22 protein-coding genes are annotated in these 20301 nt (G+C 59.9%); 16 read left to right on the top strand and 6 right to left on the bottom strand.

All coding sequences use genetic code 11. The features are described 5' to 3' along the window. Window positions 1-20: 20 nt before the first annotated feature. The 6 genes from GRI41_RS12315 to GRI41_RS12290 all read left to right on the top strand — a co-directional run bounded on the left by GRI41_RS12315 (window position 21) and on the right by GRI41_RS12290 (window position 5912). Window positions 21-1838, top strand: coding sequence for an aminopeptidase P family protein (locus GRI41_RS12315; RefSeq protein WP_160605273.1), 1818 nt, complete (start codon window positions 21-23; stop codon window positions 1836-1838). Between the two features lie 81 nt (window positions 1839-1919). Then, window positions 1920-2297, top strand: a complete 378-nt coding sequence (locus GRI41_RS12310) for a VOC family protein (RefSeq protein WP_160605272.1) — start codon at window positions 1920-1922, stop codon at window positions 2295-2297. Beyond that, on the top strand, window positions 2294-2689 hold the full coding sequence (locus tag GRI41_RS12305; RefSeq protein WP_160605271.1) for a cupin domain-containing protein: 396 nt from the start codon (window positions 2294-2296) through the stop codon (window positions 2687-2689). Before GRI41_RS12310 ends, GRI41_RS12305 begins: the two co-directional genes overlap by 4 nt. Window positions 2690-2914: 225 nt before the next feature. Continuing rightward, window positions 2915-3643 carry a hypothetical protein gene (locus tag GRI41_RS12300; RefSeq protein ID WP_235901221.1) on the top strand — a complete coding sequence of 243 codons (729 nt, stop codon included), beginning with the start codon at window positions 2915-2917 and terminating at the stop codon, window positions 3641-3643. 62 nt (window positions 3644-3705) lie between these two features. Continuing rightward, a complete protein-coding gene (locus GRI41_RS12295; protein ID WP_160605270.1) occupies window positions 3706-4440 on the top strand; it encodes a response regulator in 735 nt (244 codons plus the stop codon). Between the two features lie 2 nt (window positions 4441-4442). Beyond that, on the top strand, window positions 4443-5912 hold the full coding sequence (locus tag GRI41_RS12290) for a sensor histidine kinase (protein WP_160605269.1): 1470 nt from the start codon (window positions 4443-4445) through the stop codon (window positions 5910-5912). On the opposite strand, the gene GRI41_RS12285 is transcribed toward GRI41_RS12290, so the two are convergent. Then, the gene (locus GRI41_RS12285) at window positions 5901-7475 is read right to left on the bottom strand and encodes a helicase HerA-like domain-containing protein (RefSeq protein ID WP_160605268.1); all 1575 of its coding nucleotides are present in this window, start codon (window positions 7473-7475) and stop codon (window positions 5901-5903) included. The genes GRI41_RS12290 and GRI41_RS12285 overlap by 12 nt on opposite strands. Window positions 7476-7593: 118 nt before the next feature. On the opposite strand from GRI41_RS12285, the gene pabB reads away from it, so the two are divergent. The 8 genes from pabB to GRI41_RS12245 all read left to right on the top strand — a co-directional run bounded on the left by pabB (window position 7594) and on the right by GRI41_RS12245 (window position 14452). Continuing rightward, complete coding sequence (pabB, locus tag GRI41_RS12280) at window positions 7594-9405, top strand: aminodeoxychorismate synthase component I (protein WP_160605267.1); 1812 nt, start codon at window positions 7594-7596, stop codon at window positions 9403-9405. After that, complete coding sequence (locus tag GRI41_RS12275) at window positions 9402-10088, top strand: RluA family pseudouridine synthase (protein WP_160605266.1); 687 nt, start codon at window positions 9402-9404, stop codon at window positions 10086-10088. Before pabB ends, GRI41_RS12275 begins: the two co-directional genes overlap by 4 nt. Further along, window positions 10081-10506, top strand: coding sequence for an alternative ribosome rescue aminoacyl-tRNA hydrolase ArfB (gene arfB, locus GRI41_RS12270; RefSeq protein WP_160605265.1), 426 nt, complete (start codon window positions 10081-10083; stop codon window positions 10504-10506). The genes GRI41_RS12275 and arfB overlap by 8 nt, the downstream gene beginning before the upstream one ends. 122 nt (window positions 10507-10628) lie before the next feature. Beyond that, complete coding sequence (gene rpmG / locus GRI41_RS12265) at window positions 10629-10796, top strand: 50S ribosomal protein L33 (protein ID WP_160601956.1); 168 nt, start codon at window positions 10629-10631, stop codon at window positions 10794-10796. A 79-nt stretch (window positions 10797-10875) separates the two neighbouring features. After that, window positions 10876-11538 (top strand): LolA family protein, encoded by a 663-nt coding sequence (locus GRI41_RS12260; RefSeq protein ID WP_160605264.1) that lies wholly within the window; start codon window positions 10876-10878, stop codon window positions 11536-11538. Window positions 11539-12090: 552 nt separating this feature from the next. Further along, window positions 12091-12885 (top strand): exodeoxyribonuclease III, encoded by a 795-nt coding sequence (gene xth / locus GRI41_RS12255; protein ID WP_160605263.1) that lies wholly within the window; start codon window positions 12091-12093, stop codon window positions 12883-12885. A 41-nt stretch (window positions 12886-12926) separates the two neighbouring features. After that, window positions 12927-13952, top strand: coding sequence for a GTP cyclohydrolase II (ribA, locus tag GRI41_RS12250; RefSeq protein WP_160605862.1), 1026 nt, complete (start codon window positions 12927-12929; stop codon window positions 13950-13952). Continuing rightward, window positions 13949-14452, top strand: coding sequence for a GNAT family N-acetyltransferase (locus GRI41_RS12245; protein WP_160605262.1), 504 nt, complete (start codon window positions 13949-13951; stop codon window positions 14450-14452). The genes ribA and GRI41_RS12245 overlap by 4 nt, the downstream gene beginning before the upstream one ends. Here the strand turns inward: GRI41_RS12245 and asd are convergent. From asd to recQ, 5 genes are all read right to left on the bottom strand, one after another. Beyond that, window positions 14449-15276 carry an archaetidylserine decarboxylase gene (gene asd, locus GRI41_RS12240; RefSeq protein WP_202388804.1) on the bottom strand — a complete coding sequence of 276 codons (828 nt, stop codon included), beginning with the start codon at window positions 15274-15276 and terminating at the stop codon, window positions 14449-14451. The genes GRI41_RS12245 and asd overlap by 4 nt on opposite strands. Before the next feature lie 115 nt (window positions 15277-15391). Next, entirely contained in the window at window positions 15392-16363 is a 972-nt protein-coding gene (locus GRI41_RS12235; protein ID WP_160605261.1) for a right-handed parallel beta-helix repeat-containing protein, read from the bottom strand. Window positions 16364-16488: 125 nt separating this feature from the next. Continuing rightward, window positions 16489-16698 (bottom strand): toxin-antitoxin system HicB family antitoxin, encoded by a 210-nt coding sequence (locus tag GRI41_RS12230; RefSeq protein ID WP_160605260.1) that lies wholly within the window; start codon window positions 16696-16698, stop codon window positions 16489-16491. 20 nt (window positions 16699-16718) lie between these two features. Next, window positions 16719-17612 carry an SPFH domain-containing protein gene (locus GRI41_RS12225; protein WP_160605259.1) on the bottom strand — a complete coding sequence of 298 codons (894 nt, stop codon included), beginning with the start codon at window positions 17610-17612 and terminating at the stop codon, window positions 16719-16721. A 74-nt stretch (window positions 17613-17686) separates the two neighbouring features. Beyond that, complete coding sequence (recQ, locus tag GRI41_RS12220) at window positions 17687-19480, bottom strand: DNA helicase RecQ (RefSeq protein ID WP_160605258.1); 1794 nt, start codon at window positions 19478-19480, stop codon at window positions 17687-17689. Window positions 19481-19626: 146 nt separating this feature from the next. On the opposite strand from recQ, the gene GRI41_RS12215 reads away from it, so the two are divergent. Further along, window positions 19627-19995 carry a hypothetical protein gene (locus tag GRI41_RS12215; RefSeq protein ID WP_160605257.1) on the top strand — a complete coding sequence of 123 codons (369 nt, stop codon included), beginning with the start codon at window positions 19627-19629 and terminating at the stop codon, window positions 19993-19995. Window positions 19996-20086: 91 nt separating this feature from the next. Then, window positions 20087-20284 carry a hypothetical protein gene (locus GRI41_RS12210; protein ID WP_160605256.1) on the top strand — a complete coding sequence of 66 codons (198 nt, stop codon included), beginning with the start codon at window positions 20087-20089 and terminating at the stop codon, window positions 20282-20284. Window positions 20285-20301: the final 17 nt, after the last annotated feature.

Below are 20301 nucleotides of genomic sequence, written 5' to 3'. Positions count from 1 at the left end.
AGCAATTCAGGATAGATAAAATGCTGATGCAAACCCACGAAGCTCGCCTCTCTGCCTTGCGCGAGGAGTTGAAACGCCGCGATCTGGACGGCTTCGTTGTGCCGATCTCGGATGAACACATGTCCGAATATGTCGGGTCTTACGCGCAGCGTCTGGGCTGGCTCACCGGTTTTGGTGGTTCGGCGGGCAGCGCGATTGTGTTGCAGCACAAAGCCGCGATGTTCGTCGATGGCCGCTATACGATTCAGGTGCGCGAACAGGTCGATGGCAATCTGTTTGACTATGAATCGACATTGGAAACCAACCACGCAAAATGGCTCCTTGCCAATGCCCAGAAAGGCGCGCGGATCGGCTATGATGCGTGGCTCCATTCGAAGGGCTGGGCCGATGATCTGGCAGCGGCGCTTTCCAAAAAGGGCGTTGAACTGGTTGCTGTTGACGGCAACCCGATTGACGCGGTGTGGATCGACCAACCCGCGCCTTCGAGCGATGTCGCTGTAATCCATGAAGACGCGCATGCGGGCCAATCCAGTGCAGAGAAACGCGCCCAGATCGCCGATTGGCTGAAAGAAGAAGAGCTGGACGCAGCGGTTATTTCCGCGCTCGATTCGATTGCCTGGATGCTCAATATTCGCGGCACAGACGTGGACCGGACACCGGTGGCGCTATCCTATCTGATCGCGCATGCGGACGGCACCGCGGAACTGTTTATCGCTCCTGAGAAAGTGACACCTGAGCTGGAGCAGCATCTCGGCAACGCGGTCACGATCCGCGACCGTGCCGAATTCACCGCCAACCTTGGTACGCTTTCGGGAAAAACCGTCGCGGTCGATCCCGATTTTGGCGTGGCGGCGATCTATCAGGCTCTGGAAGCGGGTGGCGCGACAGCCATATCGGTTCGCGATCCCGCAATCCTTCCCAAAGCCATCAAGAATCCGGTCGAGCAGCAGGGGCACCGCGATTCGCAAGCGCGCGATGGCGCAGCTGTTGCAAAGTTCCTCCATTGGCTTTCGGTTGAACCCTCCAAAGGCGGCCAGACCGAGCTGTCTGCGGTGGCCAAATTGCGCGAATTCCGCGAACAGACCGGCGTGCTGAAGGACCAGAGCTTCGACACGATCTCCGCCGCAGGGCCGCATGGGGCGCTGTGCCATTACCGCGTCGATGAAGAAAGCAATCTCGATATCGAGCCGGGCAGCGTGTTCCTGTGCGATTCGGGCGGGCAATATCTCGATGGCACCACCGACATTACCCGCACCGTGTGGATCAAAGGGCCGGGCGACAAAGCCGAACCCAGCGCCGAAGTGCGCGATCGCTATACGCGCGTGCTCAAAGGGCATATCCAGATTGCCCGGGCGATTTTCCCGCAAGGGACATCGGGCGGACAGCTTGACGCCTTTGCCCGCCAATATCTGTGGGAAGCTGGCGTCGATTATGCACATGGCACCGGCCACGGTGTCGGCAGCTTTCTGGGCGTGCACGAAGGTCCGCAGCGGATTGCCAAATTGTCGGGCGGCCAGCCGGGCACCAATCAGGAATTGTTCGCCGGCATGATCCTGTCGAACGAACCCGGCTATTACAAAGACGGCGCATTCGGCATCCGGATCGAAAATCTGGTGCTGGTCGAGGAACAGGATATTGATGGCGCGGAAGGGACCTATCTGGGTTTTGAGAATCTCACCTGGGTCCCGATGGCGCGCGATATGCTCGACATGTCTTTGCTCACCGCCGAGGAAAAACAGTGGTGGAACGACTATCACGCCAAGACACAGGCGATCCTCGCGCCGCAATTGGATGGCGATGTTCTGGCGTGGCTGGAGGATGCCTGCCAGCCTATCTAAAGCCGCTTGTTCGAATGCGAATGTTCTAGTAATGTTCCTATATCGCGAGTCGCAGGGGCGGCCCGAAAAAGGAGGAACAGCATGCTTGGATATGTCACACTCGGAACCAACGATTTGCCGCGCGCGGCGAAATTCTATGATGCGGTTGCCAAGGAAATGGGCGTGGGCCGGATGATGGAATTTGACCAGTTCATCGCCTGGGGTGATGCGGGCGGCGCCCCCGGCATCGCTGCCACTAAGCCTTTTGACGAAAATCCTGCGACGGTGGGCAACGGCACCATGGCGGCGCTGATGGTCGATAGCACTGACAAGGTGCAAGCGGTGTATGACACAGCGCTTGCCAATGGCGGGACCGATGAAGGCGCCCCCGGACCGCGGGGCGATGACGGCTTCTATGCCGGCTATTTCCGCGATCCCGATGGTAATAAGCTCAACGTTTTCACCATGGTAAAAGGATGAGCAGCCCCAAAAGGCTCGATCAGAACTGGGTGCATCTGGGTCTCGGCGCAACTGCCGAGGCCCAGCCACCATTTGACGGCATGGAATGGTACGAAGCCTATGGCGAGCGGACCGCAAATGACGGTGCCGAAGGGCGTCTTGTCAGCATGCACACATTTTCGGGCGATTGGGACTCATGGGAAATGCACCCCGTAGGCGCCGAGATGGTGCTGTGTACCGAAGGCTTGATAGAGCTGGTCCAGGAAATGGATGGCCGCGAGCAGACGATCACGCTGGGTCCGGGCGAATATGCGGTGAACCCGCCGGGCGTATGGCACACGGCAAATGTTGCGAAAACGGCGACGGCTGTGTTCATCACCGCCGGAGAGGGCACAGAGCACCGCCCCCGCTAAACGCTCCAAGATCGCGCTACGGTCGCAGCGGGCCGTGCAGAATGTCAGCGGGATGAACGGACACGCCCTGCTGCGACAATTTGCGACAATTCAGGCGCGATACGGGATAAAGCTGCGACAAACGCGCGCTAGAAGCATATCACGAGTTGCGGCGGTACCGTTTCCTCCCCCTCCCAAACAGGGTACTGCCGCAGCTCAATCAATTTTTGATTGGAGAGAAATGATATGCCTAACCTGACCAAGAAAATGATCTTGAGCCTGTCTGCTGGCGCATTGGCCCTGGCTGGCGGAACAGCCATCGCCGCAAATCAGAGCGGCAAGTCCAGCCCGGACACGAATGGTGACCAGATCATCAGCAAGGAAGAGTATAACGCACATGCCGCGCTGCGCTTTGCGCGCATGGATGCCAATGGCGACGGAACGATCGACGCGGCTGACCGCGACGCGCGCCGCGCAGAACGTTTTGCCAAAGTCGACACCAACAATGATGGCGAATTGACCCAGGCCGAAATGGCTGCGGCGCGCGAAGCCCGGCAGTCACAACGTGCTGAACGACGCGCCGCGCGCGGTGCACAGCGCTTCGCCAAGCTCGATACCGACAATAGCGGCGGCGTTTCCCAAGCCGAAATGGATGCGGCGCGCGAGGCCCGTGCCGGGCAGCGCGGCAAAGGTGGCGGCGATCGTGCAGAGCGGCGCGGCAAGCGCGGCGGTGACCGGATGCGCCGCGGCGGACGCGGCGGCGCAATGGCAATGCTTCGCCAAGCCGACACGAATGGTGACAAGGCAATTAGCCGCGCAGAATTCAATGCAGCTAGCGCAGCCCGGTTTGCCAAAGTAGACACCAATAAAGACGGTGCGCTTTCGCAGGACGAACGCAAGGCTGCGCGCGAAGCAATGCGCCAGCTGCGCAAGGAACGGCGCGGCGCCAAACGCGACGGACAGCCTGCCGCCTGAGGCAAGCTCTATATGGCGCCTTTTTGCCCCATCTTTAACTGTGACAGGCGCGGTTTCGGCTTATGACCGAGACCGCGCCTACCCGTTTGTTGCTGGTCGATGACGAGCCCAGCCTGCGCGAGCCACTGGCCGAATATCTCACGCGCCAAGGCTTCGAATTGCAAGAAGCAGAAAGCGCAGCCGCTGCCCGCAGTGCCCTGTTGGGTTTTACACCCGATCTGGTGCTGCTCGACATCATGATGCCCGGCGAAGACGGCCTGTCGCTTTGTCGCCACTTGATCGAAGCGCGCGAATTGCCGGTCATTTTGCTCACCGCCAAAGGCGAACCGACCGACCGTATAATCGGCCTCGAGATCGGCGCAGATGATTATGTCGTCAAACCCTTTGAGCCGCGCGAACTGGTCGCGCGAATCCGTTCCGTACTTCGCCGCGCGGGCCGGCAATCGGCCGAGCCCCAAGAAGATGCACTGTATGAATTTGAAGGATGGCGGCTTGATCCGCTGAAACGAAAGCTGACCGATCGAGACGATGCCATTGTCTCGATCTCGACCGCCGAATTTCGCCTCTTGCGCGCGTTCCTCGATCATCCACGGCAAGTGATGGACCGCGACCGGCTGCTCGATATGGTGCAGGGCCGCGAAGCGCATTTGTTTGACCGCGCGGTGGACAATCAGGTCAGCCGCCTGCGCCGCAAGATCGAACAGGACAGCCGCAACCCCCAACTTATCCAGACTGTGCGCGGGGGCGGATACCGGCTTGCGGCCGATGTCAGCCGTGTGGCAGCAGAGCGGAACTAAGAATGCGGTTTTGGCCCCGAAGCCTGATCGGCCAGATGCTGCTCGCTGTCGCCGCTGCGTTGCTGGTCGCTCAGGCCATATCGGCCGTGCTTTTGTGGCGCGCGGCCGATTCGCGCCGCGACCAAGCCGCGCTCAATACTGCCGCTTTCCGGCTTGTTACGGACAATGTCCGGCAAACGCGCCGCGATAGGGAAGCGCTGACCGACAGAGCCGAAAGGCGCAATGGCCGCTCTGACAGGGGGGACCGCCGCCGTGGCGACCGGCGCAATCGCTTGCTTGGCGCAGGTCAAACGGGCGGCTTCCCCCACGTCTTGCGGATTGAGCGCAGCGATGCGTCACCCTTGCTCACCGGCGAGAAGCGAGAGCCCGAACTGGAAAAAGGGCTGACCAGCATTCTCGAACGCGAAGGTCTTGCCGTTGACCAGATCGTCGTGCTCGAGCGCGCGGCGCGCAGCGATCCCTTTGTCCGGTCACGCCCGCGTTTGCTCAGCCGCGTCTCGCAACAGAGCAATGCAAAGATGCAATTGATTGTCGCCGGGATCCGCGCGCCGGGCGATGATCAATGGCGCATCGCACGCGCCCTGAAACCGCCTCCTCCGGAAGGAGCAGCGCGTTCGATTTTTTTGCAGACGCTGCTTATCTATCTGTTTCTGGTCGGGCTGCTGTTCTTGCTGCTCAGGCGGATTACCAAACCGCTCAAGGCATTGACCCAAAAGACCGAGAATTTCGGCAAACAGGCGAGCGAGACAGGGCCGATGGAGCCGCAAGGCCCGGAAGATCTGCGCCGGCTAATCACAGCGCATAATGTGATGGAGGCCCGCGTTGCCGCGTTGCTTGACGAAAAGGACGTGATGCTCGGCGCGATTGGACATGATCTCAAAACCCCGCTGGCCGCCCTGCGCGTGCGCATCGAAAGCGTCGAGGACGAGGTCGAACGCGGCAAGATGGCAGCCAGCATCGAAGATATCACCCATTCGCTCGACGATATTCTCTCGCTCGCGCGGGTGGGCCGCAGCAGCTTGCCGCCGGAGAAGGCAGAACTTTCAGCCTTGGTCGGTTCGGTGGTCGAAGAATTCGAAGATATGGGCGAAGCGGTATCGCTTGCGGCGACATCGCGGATCACCCATCCCGTCTATGTGACATGGTTGCGCCGTGCGCTGCGCAATTTGATCAGCAATGCTTTGCGCTATGCCGGAAGCGCGGAAGTGTCGCTGACCCATGATGATGCCCGGGTCGTTCTGACCGTGGAAGACCACGGGCCCGGCATTCCCGAGGCGAGGATTTCCGACATGCTTGAACCTTTCACGCGCGGCGAAAGTTCCAGAAACCGCGATACGGGCGGTGCCGGGCTGGGCCTGACGCTGGCGCGCGCGATTGCCGAACAGCATGGCGGGACGCTGTCCCTGAGCAACCGGCCCGAAGGCGGATTGCGCGCAGAGATCAGCCTGCCTTCTGCCGGTTCAGCGCATTAAGCCGCCAATCAGATTGCGGACAAAACGGCCCGCAACCGGGCCAGCCAGATCGGTGGCAATCGATCCTGCAGCCGAAGTCACGCCCGAACGCATCGGATTGGCGCGGGATTTCTGACCCAACACTTTGGCAGCAGCCATACCCGCAGCCGATCCAATGGCGACCTTGGTCCCGCGACCAAGCGCCTTCTCCCAGATGCTGGTGGATTTGCGCGGCTGCTTGGCGACTTCTTCCTTGCCATTCGCCTCTACTTCTTTGGCCGTCTCGACCGCATCTGTTGCTTTGGCGAGCAGAACTTCTTCGGCGCTCTCGCGGTCAACTTCCTCGTCATATTTGCCTTCGGCCGGGCTGATCGAGTTGATAATTGCACGTTCCTTCGCGCTGACCGGACCAAGGCGCGAGCGCGGCGGTTTGATCAATGTGCGCTGGACAATCGAAGGCGCACCATCATCGAGCAGAGTCGAAACCAGCGCTTCACCGACTTTAAGTTCGGTAATCGCTTGTTCGACATCCAGATCGGGATTGATCCGGAAAGTGTCAGCCGCCGCGCGAATTGCCTTCTTGTCTTTGGGCGTGAAAGCCCGCAGCGCATGCTGGACACGGTTGCCCAACTGGCCGGCGACTTCGGCCGGAATGTCGATCGGATTTTGGGTTACGAAGAAAACGCCAACGCCTTTTGAACGAATCAGGCGGACGACTTGCTCGATCTTCTCCTCCAGCGCTTTGGGCGCATCATCGAACAGAAGATGCGCTTCATCGAAGAAGAAAACGAGCTTGGGTTTTTCCGGATCGCCCACTTCGGGCAGCGTTTCGAACAATTCGGCGAGCAGCCACAGCAGGAAGGTCGCATAAAGCTTGGGGCTGCGCATCAGCTTGTCGGCGGCTAGCACATTGATATAGCCGCGGCCTTGCTCGTCGGTCTTGATAAAATCATCGATTTCCAAAGCCGGCTCGCCAAAAAACTTGTCCGCGCCCTGGCTTTCAAAGCTCAGCAATTGGCGCTGGATCGCCCCGACGCTTTGCTTGCTGACATTGCCGTAGAGGCCGGACAATTCGCTGGCGTTCTGCGATGCATACATCAGCATCGACTGCAAATCTTCAAAGTTCAGCAGCAGCAGACCATTGTCGTCGGCATAGCGGAAAATGATCTGGAGAACGCCCTCCTGCGTTTCGTTGAGATCCAGCAGGCGCGCAAGCAGCAGCGGCCCCATTTCCGAAATCGTTGTGCGGACCGGATGGCCCTGTTCGCCATAGAGATCCCAGAAGACCGCCGGATTGTCCGAATAGGCATAGTCATCCATGCCCAGCTCTTTGGCCCGGCCTTCCAATTTGTCGGCATGTTTGAAATTGGGCGAACCCGCCATCGAAATACCCGACAGATCGCCTTTCACATCGGCGACGAACACCGGAACACCCTGAGCAGAGAAGCTTTCTGCCATGCCCTGAAGCGTCACCGTCTTACCCGTACCGGTTGCGCCAGCGATCAGCCCGTGCCGGTTCGCCCGGCCCAGATCGAGCGTCTGCTGCTCTCCATTTGCGCCCAGTCCCAGAAAAATCGTACCCATGATGCTCGGTCTCCAGCTCGAAATTCTTTGACATTCGCTGTGGCGCAGCCCTGCCCCGATGGTCAAGTGTGCCGTCAAGCATCTCGACTCGCGCGTCAGAGAAGCTAAGGCAGAACTGATGTCCGACCGGCAACCCTTTATATTGCTAGATGATGCGCGCGAAAGCGGGGCTGCGCCTGCCCATCTGTTCGAAGCGCCCGTAGAGATATTCATCGCCCGGCGCGCAGAAGATGTGGCGGAAACTCTGGGCCGCGCTGATCGTGCACGGCGCGAAACCGGCGGGACGCTGGCCGGATATGTCGCCTATGAAGCGGGGCTGGCTCTCGAGCCAAAACTGCGCGCGCTTGCGAATGCCAGGTCGGGCGCGAACGGGCCGTTGGTGTGGCTCGGCCTGTTTGATCGTGAACGCACCATCGCGGCAGACAAGGTTGAAGATTGGCTTGGCGAAAACGGCGCTGGTGACGCATCGATCGGTCCGCTGGAGCCGCAAATTTCGCCCGGCGGATATGTCGCCAATTTCGAGACCATGCAGGAAGCGATCCGGGCCGGTGATATTTATCAGGCAAATCTGACATTCCCGCTCGCAGGCTCGTATCGCGGCGATCCCATCGCGCTCTACCGGGCGCTGCGGCCAGCGGCAAAGGCCGGGTATGGCGGGATCCTGTTCGATGGATCGCACTGGCTGCTCAGCCTGTCGCCGGAACTGTTTGTCAGCCTGAAAGACGGCGACGCCAAAGTGAAGCCGATGAAAGGCACTCGCCCGCGCGGCCAGACCGAAGCCGAGGATCAGGCTTTCGCGGATGAACTTGCCGCTTCGGTCAAGGACAAGGCCGAAAACCTGATGATCGTCGATTTGATGCGCAATGATCTGTCGCGCGTTGCCAAAGCGGGGACCGTGCAAGTCGATGCCCCGTTTGCGGTTGAGAGCTACCCGACCGTTCACCAGATGGTCTCCACTGTCCGCGCAATTTTGCAAGAGGGCAAAGGCGCCGACGATCTGATCCGCGCGATCTTCCCCTGCGGTTCGATCACCGGCGCGCCCAAGATCAGGGCGATGGAATTGATTGGTGAAGTCGAACGCGATGCGCGCGGGCCCTATTGCGGGGCGATTGGGCGGATAGATGCCAACGGCGATGCGGCGTTCAACGTTGCGATCCGCACATTGCGCCTCAGCCCTGTCGAGAATGCGCAGGGCGATGCCATCCTTGGCGTGGGATCGGCAATTGTCGCTGATAGCGATGCTATGCAGGAATGGCGCGAAAGCATCATCAAAGGCGGCTTTGCGCGGCAATCCTCCCCCAATCATGTGGCGGCGCAATTCGATCTTATCGAGACGATGCGCTTCGATCCTGAAACAGGGATCGAATTGCTCGAACTGCATCTTGAACGGATCAAGGCAAGCGCCGCCGAACTTGGCTTTTCCTTCGACAGGCACGCGGCGCGCAACCAGATTCATGCATTGTGCTTTGAGTTGGAAAGGCCGGCAAAAGTGCGGCTGCTGGCGGCACGCAGCGGTGCAATATCGCTGGTGACATCGGACCTTCCGCCGAAACCGACCGGCACAGCGCAATGTATCGCCTTGCCTATCCCGGTCGATCCCAGCGATTGGCGTTTGCGGCACAAGACCACCGATCGCGGTTTTTACGAGGCAGCACGCACTGTCGCAGAGGCAGAGGACGCGTCCGAAGCCCTGTTGGTGCGCGATGACGGGCTGCTGACCGAAGGCAGCTGGACCAATATTTTTGTCGAGCGCGGTGACAGGCTGCTGACCCCGGCGGCGTCGCTGGGCTTGTTGCCCGGGATATTGCGCAGGTCGCTGATCGAGGCGGGCAAGGCCGAAGAAGCCGAACTGACACTCGACGATTTGGCCCAGGGCTTCCTGCTTGGAAACGCCGTGCGCGGCCTATTCCCCGGAAAGCTGAAACTATGAACACCGCCCCGATCATCGCACGCATCCCGATTGTCTATGAAGACGGTGAAGCGCTGGTGATAGACAAGCCCGCCGGATTACCGGTCGATCCACCGCGCAATGGCGGCACCTGTCTGGAAGACTATTTCGAAGGGCTGAAACTGGGTTTCAAACGCCGCCCGATCGCGGTCCACCGGCTTGATACCGACACATCAGGTTGCTTGCTGCTTGCGCGCAATCCCAAGGCGGTGAAACGCTTTGCGCAGGCCTTTCAGGATCGTTTGGTCGGGAAAGTCTATCTCGGGATTATTGGCGGGCTTCCGGCGCAGCGCGAAGGCACGATTGATCTCCCTCTGGGCAAGATCAGCAGTGCAGAAAAAGGCTGGCGGATGGTGCACGATCCCGATGGCAAACCTTCTGTCACCCATTGGAAAGTCCTGCAGACTGTCGGCGAAAACACGCTGGTTGAATTTCGCCCCGAAACGGGCCGTACGCACCAGATCCGGGTCCATGCAGAGACCGGGCTGGGCCTCCCACTGATCGGTGATCCGGTTTACGGGCCGGTGCATGGCCAATCGAAAGGCGCAAAGCGGACAATGCTGCACGCCTCTGCCATCACCATCCAACGCGAAAACAAGCCGCAGATTTCCGCTACCGCGCCGATGCCGGATGATTTTACGGCTCTCGGCTTCGGCGATGGATGACACAAACTCGTCGCTGGTGGACCGCGCTCTGACCCGCGCACAGGAAAGCTTCATCGCCAGCTCGGGCCCCGGCGGGCAGAACGTCAACAAGGTCGCAACCGCCGTTCAATTGCGGCTTGATGTCTTTGCTCTGCGCTTGAGCCCGCCGGTTTTTAACCGGCTGAAAGCGCTTGCGGGCAGCAAAATGACCGCCAAAGGCGAAATTGTGCTGACCGCGCGCACTTATCGCACGCAAGAGCAGAATCGCGAAGACGCGCGCAATCGCCTGGCGGCGATGCTCGAAGAGGCGCAGCGCCAGCCCAAGACACGCAAGAAAAGCCGGGTGAACAGGGTCGGCAAAGAAAAACGTATCAAAGCGAAAAAGAACCGCGGCGCGATCAAGGCCAATCGCGGCAAGGTGAACCGCCGCGACTGGTGAGAATGCTTGACTTTCGCCCGCACATCTCCCATTGGGCGCGGCTTGAAGGGCGGCGGCTTCGTCGCCCGTTGTTTTTCCGGCCTGATTCGCTCCGGCCTCATTCGATTTTTTAGGAAACTGTCATGGCGAAGCCAGCAACCGTCAAGATCAAGCTCGTCTCGACCGCAGACACCGGATTCTACTACACTACGAAGAAGAATCCCCGGAACATCACCGAGAAGATGACTTTCCGCAAATATGACCCCGTCGTGCGCAAGCATGTCGAGTTCAAAGAAGCGAAAATCAAGTAAGCTTCTTGCCGGAAAGCTGAACCGCACAAAGTGCATTAGTTCAGTGACTGTTCAACGCTCTGGCGCTAAAAAGCAGAGCATGAGCACAATGACATCTCTATTTCGTAAGCCTGTCCGCACCGCGATTGTCGGTGCGTTGGCGTTTGCCCTTCCCACGGCGGTTCTGGCGCCCGCAGCGCCGGTTGAAGCCGCGCCAGGCGATCTCGACAAAGCGGTTACCGCTTTGCGCGGAATTTCGACCATGCAGGCGAGTTTCACCCAGACCGATCGCCAAGGTCAGACGGTTTCGGGCAAGCTGACGCTAAAACGCCCCGGCAAGATCCGTTTCCAGTATCAGGACGGGGTGCCGCTGCTGCTCGTTTCCAACGGCAAATCGCTGACACTGATCGATTATGAAGTGAATCAGGTCCAGCGCTGGCCGATTCGCAATTCTCCGCTCGGTGCGCTGCTTGATCCGAGCCGCGATGTGGCGAAATACGGAAAGCTGATCCAGACCACCAATCCCAATGTGGTCAGCGTCGAAGTGCGCGACCCCGGCCGGCCCGAATTTGGCGTGATGAATCTGATTTTCATCCGCAAAGGCTCCGCGCCCGGCGGATTGCAGCTTTCGAGCTGGGTTGCGCTCGATTCGCAGAACCACCGGACAACGGTTCGTCTGTCGAATCACCGTTATGGAATGTCGGTGTCCGACAAGGAATTTACCTATAAGGACCCGCGCCGCTCATCCCGCCGCCCCCGGTAAACAGATCGCCGTTGTATCGCCCTGCGAATAAGACGGGCTGCACGCATTTGTTCATTGGGTAGAAAGGCAGACAGGCATATTCTTCATTGTGCAACGCGGTTGAAGACGGGTTTCCCCCTGTTATCCCAGTCTTCGGTACAACCCCGCTGCAGACAGCGTGACGAACGCTAACAAGGAAACCCTCGTGCCAATGCCCCCGGCGCGGGGGTTTTTTGTGTTTTTTGTTTTGTCCCTGCGGGCGCGAGGTATCCGCCTCGCTTGCTTCCTCGCTTTCGCTCCCTGACGGTCGCTGCGCTGCGGGCGGGCCGCGCGGCCCTATGGCTGCCGCGACCAAGTGCGGGCGCGATACTGATTGCTCGGAATGCTCGGTTCACGACCAGTGAACCGTAAGGCCGACCGGCCGCCCGAGCTTATGCGAGGAGCCAAGCCTGCGGATGCAGGCGCCCGGCGTTTGAGGGCAAAAACAAAAAAGCCGCCTCGCGATCCGGCAGCCAACCACAACTCGCACAACTGAGAATGGACAGCGCGGCCTCGCCACCTTATCGCGGCCCCATGGTCTCTGTAGCATCCTGGAATATCAACTCCGTCCGCCTTCGCATGCCCATCGTGGCGCAGTTTCTACAGGAGCAAGCGCCCGACATACTGTGCCTTCAGGAAATCAAAACGGTTGAGGAAACGTTCCCCTTCGAAGCGTTCAACGCGCTTGGTTACACCCACCACGCGGTGCACGGGCAAAAGGGCTATCACGGGGTCGCCACGGTCAGCCGGATCCCGATGAAAGAGTTCAGCCGCCATGACTGGCAGGACAATGGCGAAGCGCGGCATGTGGGTGTCGAACTGACCGGCCCCGGTCAGGATATGGTGATCGAGAATGTCTATGTCCCCGCAGGCGGCGATGTCCCCGATCGTGAAGTGAATGACAAATTCGGCCAGAAACTCGACTTTTTGGGGCGGATGACCGATTGGGCAGGCAAGATCGACCGGCCCTCCCTGATCGTCGGCGATTTCAATATCGCCCCGCTGGAAAGCGATGTGTGGAGCCACAAGCAACTGCTCAAAGTGGTCAGCCATACGCCGATCGAAGTCGAGACATTGCAGCGCTTCAAGGATGCGCATGGCTGGGTCGATCTGGGCCGCGAATTCATCAAGGATCCCGACCGGTACTATAGCTGGTGGAGTTACCGTTCCAAGGACTACCGCGTGGGTGATCGCGGGCGGCGGCTCGACCATATGTGGGCATCGCCCGATCTTGCCGCGAAAGCGATTGGTCACCGCATCTACGAAGATTGCCGGGGCTGGGAAAAACCCTCCGATCATATTCCGATCGTGACGGAGTTTGCTCTCTGAGCACCGCCGCGCCCTCTCCTTCGCGGCGCGTCGCGCACGCAATCGATGCGCTGCGCCATGGCTGGCCCATTGCATTGGACGGCGGCCCGCTATTGCTGCCCGTTGAAACCGCAATCGCCGCGCACGCCAGTTCGAGCCAGATGCTCATATCTTCTGCGCGGGCGGCGACTTTGAAGCTCGCCAATCAGCGCGACGCAGCAGAACCCCACGCTCCCGTCCTGATTCGCGGGGCAGAGGCATTCGATTTGCGAACCGCTTTGCCGATTGCCGATCCCGCGCTCGATCTTTCCAGCCCTCTCAAGGGCCCGTTCAAAGCCGATCCGATTGCGTGGCACGAACAAGCACTCGCTGCGATGGAACTGGCGCGCATCGCCGGCATTCTTCCGGCTTTTCTGGTCGATCCTGCGGAAGCGGGTGAAGCGGAAAGCGTGTCCGCAAGCGATCTGAGCGAATGGTCCGAAACCGCCCGCCTCAGCATAGCGACGCGGGCCAAGCTCCCCGTCAGCGCCAGCGACAATGCGCAGATCATCGCCTTTCGCAGCGCGGATGACATGCGCGAACATGTCGCGCTGGTTATTGGGAAGCAGAGCAGCGAGCAGCAGCCTCTGGTGAGGCTCCATTCCGAATGTTTGACCGGTGATATCCTCGGCAGCCTGAAATGCGATTGCGGCCCGCAATTGGATGCGGCGCTGCACGCGATGGCCGGGGAGTCCGAGAAGGGGGGATGGGGCATTCTCCTGTACATGCGGCAGGAAGGGCGCGGAATCGGGCTGGTCAACAAATTGCGCGCCTATCAATTGCAGGATCAGGGCTTTGACACAGTCGATGCCAATCAGCGGCTCGGCCTGCCCGATGAAGCGCGCGATTTTCCGGTCGCGGCCAGAATGCTCGAGCTGATCGGGGCGAAGTCGATCCGCCTGATGACCAACAATCCGGAAAAAGTGTCTGCTCTGGAGAAGGCGGGTATTGTCATCGAAGAGCGCGTCGCGCATCAACTGCCAGACAATCCGCACAATCGCCGCTATCTCGCAACCAAACGCGACCGTTCAGGACATCTGCTAATATGAGCGCCATCACCATTCGCCCCGAACAGCCAGGTGACGAAAATGCCATCTACGCGCTGACAGAGGCGGCATTCCGCGACATGGAATTTAGCGACGGTGACGAGCCCCAGGTGATCAACAAGCTACGCGCGGATGGCGATCTGACACTCTCGCTTGTTGCTGAAAGCCTCGACCGGGCGATCATCGGCCATATTGCTTTCTCGCCGGTGACGATCTCAGATGGAACCCGGGACTGGTACGGCCTCGGCCCCGTTTCGGTTATCCCGCTGAACCAGCGGACCGGCATTGGCGGCGCGCTGATCGAACGCGGCATTGCCGATATGCGCCAGATTGGTGCGAAGGGCATCGTCCTGCTTGGCAGCAATGAATATTATCCGCGTTTCGGGTTCGAACATGATCCGCAGCTCGCCTATCCCGGGCCGCCGCCCGAATATTTCCAGCGCCTGGTTCTGGAAGGCGATGCGCCCACAGGCGTGGTCAAATATGCGCCCGGATTTGGCTAGCGGGACGCGCTGATCCGGCCAAGCGATTGGCCCATGCGCACAACGCTGAGTGGTTTCAGATCGTCTGCCCACTGCACTTTTCCCGGCTCGAACAGCAGGATTACGGTCGAACCGAGAAGAAAGCGGCCCATTTCGTCGCCCGCGCGCAATTGTGGTGCGGCCTTTTCGCCCTGCCCAAACGATGTGCGCACGATCTGCTTCTGGTGCGGTTTGACCAAGCCGCCCCACACCGTTTCGATACTGGCCACAATCATGGCCCCCACCATCACGCTGGCCATCGCACCAAGCGGTGTATCGAACACGCTGGAAAGACGCTCGTTACGCGAAAAAAGCCGCGGCACATTCTCTGCGGTGACAGTGTTCACCGAAAACAGATCGCCGGGGATATAGGCGGTCTGCTGCAACGTCCCGTCCACCGGCATATGCACGCGGTGATAATCGCTGGGCGAGAGATAGATGGTGATGAAACTGCCGCCTTCGAACCGCTTGGCAAGCGCGTCATCGCCGCCAAGCAGCTCGGCAGCGGTGTAGCTCTGCCCCTTGGCCTGGACGATCCGGCCATCTGCGATCAGGCCGATCTGGCTCACCGCCCCGTCTGCAGGGCAAAGCACGTCAGTGCCGCCATCCGCGAGCGGACGCATTCCGGGCTTGAGCGCACGCGTGAAGAAGTCGTTGAAATTGCGATAGTCACCAAGCGGACGCTCGGCCTGATCCATATCGACATTATACGCCTTGGCGAAGCGGCGGATCAGCCGGTCGCGCAGCCACGGCCTCTCGCTACGCGCAATCGCGCCTGCCAGCCGCGACAAGAGGTGCTGCGGCAATATGTGTTGGAGCCAGATAAAGGGCTGAAAAGAAATGGTCTGCGCTCCGGAAGCCGTCGATCAATCGATGGCCCGCATTATCAGCGCAGCGTCATGGACGCCAGCGGCGAAAATCTCAGCGCCGCTCGAAGTTCTTCAGGCCCTGGCCGAGATTGTTGTCCATGATCGAAAGCTGATCGCCCGACCAGTCGGCGACAAAAGTGGTGTTGCGGCGGACCGATGCCGCAAGACGCGCATCGTTGCCGGCGATTTGCAAACCGTTCGAGGTATGCAGGCGGCCTTCTGCCCCCACTGCGATAAAGGCCGAGTAATTCTCTTTGTTCTGCCCCTGCACGAACCAGTTATTGGTGATCTGGCCAACCGAACCGGCGGGCAGATCAATCATGTAGTTGGTCCCGCGTCCGGCGGAATCATCGAAGCTGGACGATGCAACATCGACGCGCGTAGCCCGCGCTTTGACATAATGCCCACCCGTGCCGCGTTCGAAACGGCTGCGGGTAATGCGCAGATGTCCATAATCACCAATATAGATCGAATGCGCGCATCCGCCGCCGCCTTCGCAGGTGCCAAGGCCGGAGAATGTCGATTTGTCGATGACGATCTGGCCATTGGCGTCATTGGCGGAGAGAATGCCCTGCTGGCTATCGAGGAACCAGCTTTGTGCGACGGTCAGATTGCCCTGTTCCAAACGGATGCCTGCGCCGTTGAAATCAGGCACAGCCATGCGGCGGAACACCAGGCCGGATACATTCGCCGAACGTCCGCGAAGAACCAGAGCCGCTTTGCCTTCGCAGGTGACACCGTCAAAAATCGCTTTGCCCGGAACCGCTGCCATATAGGAGATTGAACCGCCTTCCTGCACGGCACATTGGCGGTGCGTTCCGGCAGCAACGGCAATTGTCCCGTTGCCATTGCCGATCGAATTGACGGCATCCTGCAAACGGTCAAACCCGCGACCCGATTCTACAACGGTAAAAGCGCTTCCCGATTGGGCAAAAGGCGCCGAAGCGGGGATCGTTGCAACGGCGAACGCAGCGGCGAGCGCGGTGATCTTCGGAGAAGGGCGAGCGTGAGCATGGTTTTTCATACGCCCGCGTTTAGCCGAAAAGGGTTAACGCGCTGCTAACACTTTTCGATATGGCCGCCCCCAAGCACCCACGCGCATCGTCCGCGCAATCCGGTATCCGGGGCCGACGAATGAGCGCAGTATCCTCACGCGTCTTTTGGTTTTGCGGGCGGGCGGCCGCGCCGCGGCTTGGGCGATATTTGCACACTTATTCCCCGGGCTTCCAAAGCTTCGCGCAAGAGCATTTCGATCTGCGCATTGGCGGATCGAAGTTCGCCCGCAGCCAGCCGTTCGACCGCCGAATGCACCGCAGAATCGAGCCGGAGCGCGAAAGCTTTCTTGGAAGGTTTGGCCATGGCTTACGCCCTCAATGCGCCTATTGGTACAGCGTTCCCGCATTGACGACCGGATGGGCCTCGCGCTCGCCGCACAGGACCACCAGCAGGTTCGACACCATCGACGCCCGCCTTTCGTCATCAAGCTCGACGATATTGTCGGCGCTCAGCTTTGTCAGGGCATCTTCGACCATGCCGACCGCGCCGAGCACGATCTTGGCGCGCGCTGCGATGATCGCATCGGCTTGCTGGCGTTTGAGCATGGCGCTGGCGATTTCGGATGCGTAGGCAAGGTGCGTCAGCCCGGCTTCGTCGACAACGATACCGGCGGTTTTGAGCCTGTCATTGAGCTCTTCCAGCAATTCGCGATTTATCACTTCACCGCCCGAACGCAGTGTCACTTCTTCGCCTTCGAAATCATCATAGGGGTGGCGCGAGCCGACCGTGCGCAATCCTGCCTCGATCTGGATATTCACGAATTCCTTGTAATCATCGACGTCAAAGCTGGCTTGCGCGGTATCCGCCACGCGCCACACAACATTGCAGGCAATTTCGATGGGATTGCCGCGCAGATCGTTGATCTTCACCCGTTCCGAATGGATGTTATGCGCACGCGCGCTGATTTTGCGGCGCATCATCCACGGCCAGATCCAGCGCAATCCCTCGGTCCGTTCGGATCCGCGATATTCGCCGAACAAGGTGATGACCGCCGCCTGGTTGGGCTGGATCATGAAGAATCCGACCGAGACAAAGACCAGCGCCAGCAAGGAACCGACCAGGCTGAGAACAAACATGATTTTCTCAGCCTTGGCCGCGCCGCCATCGGGCACCATGCTCGACACCATCCAAACGGCAAATGCCGTGATGGCCACCATGACCAGCAGCATGATGTAGCCGCCATAGGTACTGGCCGGGGTTTCCCGGCTTATTTTCATTCCAACCGATCTGTCAGACATGTGCTTCCTCCGATATAATTATGATATCATATTTATATCAGCAGGGGAAAATGTCAATACTGGCGGATCACCGACAGAAATGCATCGCCATGCGCGGCGAGTTTTTTCGCTCCGACACCCACAATGCCGCCAAGTTCTTCGAGGCTGGAGGGGCGCGATGACGCCATTTCGCGCAAAGTGGCATCGTGAAAAATGACATAGGGCGGCACTTGTGCCTCCGCCGCCAGTTCGCGGCGCAACTCGCGCAGAGCGTCAAACAAGGGATCGCCTACCGGATTGGGCGTCCGGTCTGCGCGCCTGTTCCCGCGTGCCCGTTTCGGCGGGATGACGATCTCGACCGATTGCTCGCCTTTGAGTATTTTCGGTGCATCGCCGCCCAGCGCCAAGCCGCCATGTTCGGTTGGAACCAATGCGCCCCTCGCCTGCAAAGCGCGCGATACCGGTTGCAGCAGGCCCGCTTCCTCGCCCTCGACAATTCCGTGAACGCTCAAACGGTCATGGCCCCGTTGCTCGATCCGCGCGTCGCGCGCGCCGGTCAGAACCTTTTGCAGATGACCGAAGCCAAAGCTTTGCCCGGTTCGATAGGCGGCGGAAAGCAGCTTGCGCGCCGTTTCGGTCGCATCGGTGACTTTTGGCGGTGACTGGCAGTTGTCGCAATTGCCGCAAATCTCCTCCGGCTCTTCGCCGAAATGCCGCAACAGGACCGCGCGCCTGCAGCCCGATGTCTCGACCAGACCAGCGAGCATATCCAGCCGCGCGCGTTCATCACTGCGGCGGTCCTCTGGCAATTCAGCCAGTCGCTGGCGAGCCTGGGCAAAATCGCCTGCCCCCCAAAACATGATTGCCTGCGCCGGATCACCGTCGCGCCCCGCCCGGCCCGTTTCCTGGTAATAGGCTTCGATCGACTTGGGGATGCCCGCATGCGCAACAAAGCGGACATCGGGTTTGTCGATCCCCATTCCGAAGGCAATCGTCGCAACGATCACCATATCTTCCGAAGCCACAAAACCCGCCTGATTGGCCGCGCGTTCTTCCGGCGGAAGGCCCGCATGATAGGGCAAAACCGGCCGCCCCGTGGCCGCGGCAAGTTTCTGCGCGAGATCCTCCACCTTCTTGCGTGTCGGCGCGTAGACTATGCCGGGCCCCGGCTGCTCTGCCATCAAGGTCGCAATCTGGCGCACCGGATTGTCCCGATGGCGGATGGCATAGGTGATGTTGGGCCGGTCAAATCCGGCAAGCACCAATCCCTCTTTCGGGATGCCAAGCTGGGCCAGAATATCGGCCCGCGTGCGCTTGTCAGCCGTAGCGGTCAGCGCCAGTCGCGGAACCTCGGCAAAGCGTTCCATCAATGGCAGCAATTGGCGGTAGTCAGGGCGGAAATCATGCCCCCATTCGGACACGCAATGCGCCTCATCAATCGCAAACAACGCAATCGGGGCAGCGGTCACAAAGTCGCAGAATTGCGGCTGGCTCGCGCGCTCGGGCGCGACGTAGAGAAGATCAAGCTCGCCAGCGCGGTAAGCGTCCATCGTCTCGCGCCAATCTGCGTCGGCGCTGGTCAAGGTTGCCGCGCGAATGCCATTGGCGCGTGCGGCCCGAAGCTGATCATGCATCAACGCAATCAACGGCGATATGACCACGCAGGTTCCATCGAGCATGGCCGCGGGCAATTGATAGGTCAGCGATTTCCCCGCGCCCGTGGGCATAACCGCCAAGGTCGATTGGCCGTCGAGCACACGGCGGATCACATCGGCCTGCCGCCCGCGAAATTCACTAAACCCGAACAGCATGCGCATCCGTTCGGCTGCGGCTTCGAGAGTGGGCGGAGTGTCGGTCAATGTAGCCATCACTTGCCTATTGGCAGAGCCGCATCTCTGCGCAAATGCCGTTTCCACAGCTTTGCCCTTTGCGATGCCGCCACTGGATGGTTAAGATTGACGAGTCGCCCGGTGCGCAAGGCCCGGGAAACACGAATTTCCAGGAGAACACTCTTATGAAAAAACTCGCATATGTCGCATTCGCTTCGACTGCTGCCTTGGCCTTGTCTGCATGCGGAAGCGCCGACGATGCCTCTGACGATGCAGAAGCGGAAAATGTAGAAGTTGTCGCTGAAGAAGCCGTTGCCGAAGTCGAAGAAGAGCCCGTTGAAGACGCGGCTGCCGCGGCCGACAGCGAAGGCGAAGACGTACAAGCACCGTCTGCAGCTACATCGGCAGCCGTCGCCGCCGAAGCCGATAGCGCCGGAGAAGCCGCCGCTGCTGCCGCCGCAGATGTGGCAGATATCCAGGCCGCTGCCGAAAGCGCTGCAAGCGATCAGGCAGATCAGATGGCCGAAACCGTCGAGGAAGAAGTTTCCGAGTAACCACGGCACAAAGCCCTTTTTTCCGGAGCGGGCGGTTCGTTTATGCGATTCGCCCGCTTTTCCTTTGGGCGCATGTGGGTATGGTGGCCCGATGAAGATGATTCTCCCGATTTTCAGCGCAATCCTGCTGACTGCCTGCGGCAGTGCGGACAATGATCCGGGACCCGGCGGCGTGAGCGTGGGTGAAGCACGCGCGCTCGACGAAGCGGCGGAAATGGTCGAAGCAAAACGCCTTCCCCAGCAAGAACCGGAAACCGAACCGGAAGCGGACACGCAGCCGCAAGAATAATCACACATTACGTCTAA

Origin of the sequence: Pontixanthobacter aquaemixtae (assembly GCF_009827395.1) — a bacterium.
Classification (GTDB): domain Bacteria; phylum Pseudomonadota; class Alphaproteobacteria; order Sphingomonadales; family Sphingomonadaceae; genus Pontixanthobacter; species Pontixanthobacter aquaemixtae.
This window is presented reverse-complemented; position numbering and strand designations above follow the sequence as displayed.

Coding starts and splice junctions, on each gene's coding strand:
- GRI41_RS12315 (WP_160605273.1), top strand. CDS start 21: ATGCTGATGCAAACCCACGAAGCTCGCCTCTCTGCCTTGCGCGAGGAG.
- GRI41_RS12310 (WP_160605272.1), top strand. CDS start 1,920: ATGCTTGGATATGTCACACTCGGAACCAACGATTTGCCGCGCGCGGCG.
- GRI41_RS12305 (WP_160605271.1), top strand. CDS start 2,294: ATGAGCAGCCCCAAAAGGCTCGATCAGAACTGGGTGCATCTGGGTCTC.
- GRI41_RS12300 (WP_235901221.1), top strand. CDS start 2,915: ATGCCTAACCTGACCAAGAAAATGATCTTGAGCCTGTCTGCTGGCGCA.
- GRI41_RS12295 (WP_160605270.1), top strand. CDS start 3,706: ATGACCGAGACCGCGCCTACCCGTTTGTTGCTGGTCGATGACGAGCCC.
- GRI41_RS12290 (WP_160605269.1), top strand. CDS start 4,443: ATGCGGTTTTGGCCCCGAAGCCTGATCGGCCAGATGCTGCTCGCTGTC.
- GRI41_RS12285 (WP_160605268.1), bottom strand. CDS start 7,475: ATGGGTACGATTTTTCTGGGACTGGGCGCAAATGGAGAGCAGCAGACG.
- pabB (WP_160605267.1), top strand. CDS start 7,594: ATGTCCGACCGGCAACCCTTTATATTGCTAGATGATGCGCGCGAAAGC.
- GRI41_RS12275 (WP_160605266.1), top strand. CDS start 9,402: ATGAACACCGCCCCGATCATCGCACGCATCCCGATTGTCTATGAAGAC.
- arfB (WP_160605265.1), top strand. CDS start 10,081: ATGGATGACACAAACTCGTCGCTGGTGGACCGCGCTCTGACCCGCGCA.
- rpmG (WP_160601956.1), top strand. CDS start 10,629: ATGGCGAAGCCAGCAACCGTCAAGATCAAGCTCGTCTCGACCGCAGAC.
- GRI41_RS12260 (WP_160605264.1), top strand. CDS start 10,876: ATGAGCACAATGACATCTCTATTTCGTAAGCCTGTCCGCACCGCGATT.
- xth (WP_160605263.1), top strand. CDS start 12,091: ATGGTCTCTGTAGCATCCTGGAATATCAACTCCGTCCGCCTTCGCATG.
- GRI41_RS12245 (WP_160605262.1), top strand. CDS start 13,949: ATGAGCGCCATCACCATTCGCCCCGAACAGCCAGGTGACGAAAATGCC.
- GRI41_RS12235 (WP_160605261.1), bottom strand. CDS start 16,363: ATGAAAAACCATGCTCACGCTCGCCCTTCTCCGAAGATCACCGCGCTC.
- GRI41_RS12230 (WP_160605260.1), bottom strand. CDS start 16,698: ATGGCCAAACCTTCCAAGAAAGCTTTCGCGCTCCGGCTCGATTCTGCG.
- GRI41_RS12225 (WP_160605259.1), bottom strand. CDS start 17,612: ATGAAAATAAGCCGGGAAACCCCGGCCAGTACCTATGGCGGCTACATC.
- recQ (WP_160605258.1), bottom strand. CDS start 19,480: ATGGCTACATTGACCGACACTCCGCCCACTCTCGAAGCCGCAGCCGAA.
- GRI41_RS12215 (WP_160605257.1), top strand. CDS start 19,627: ATGAAAAAACTCGCATATGTCGCATTCGCTTCGACTGCTGCCTTGGCC.
- GRI41_RS12210 (WP_160605256.1), top strand. CDS start 20,087: ATGAAGATGATTCTCCCGATTTTCAGCGCAATCCTGCTGACTGCCTGC.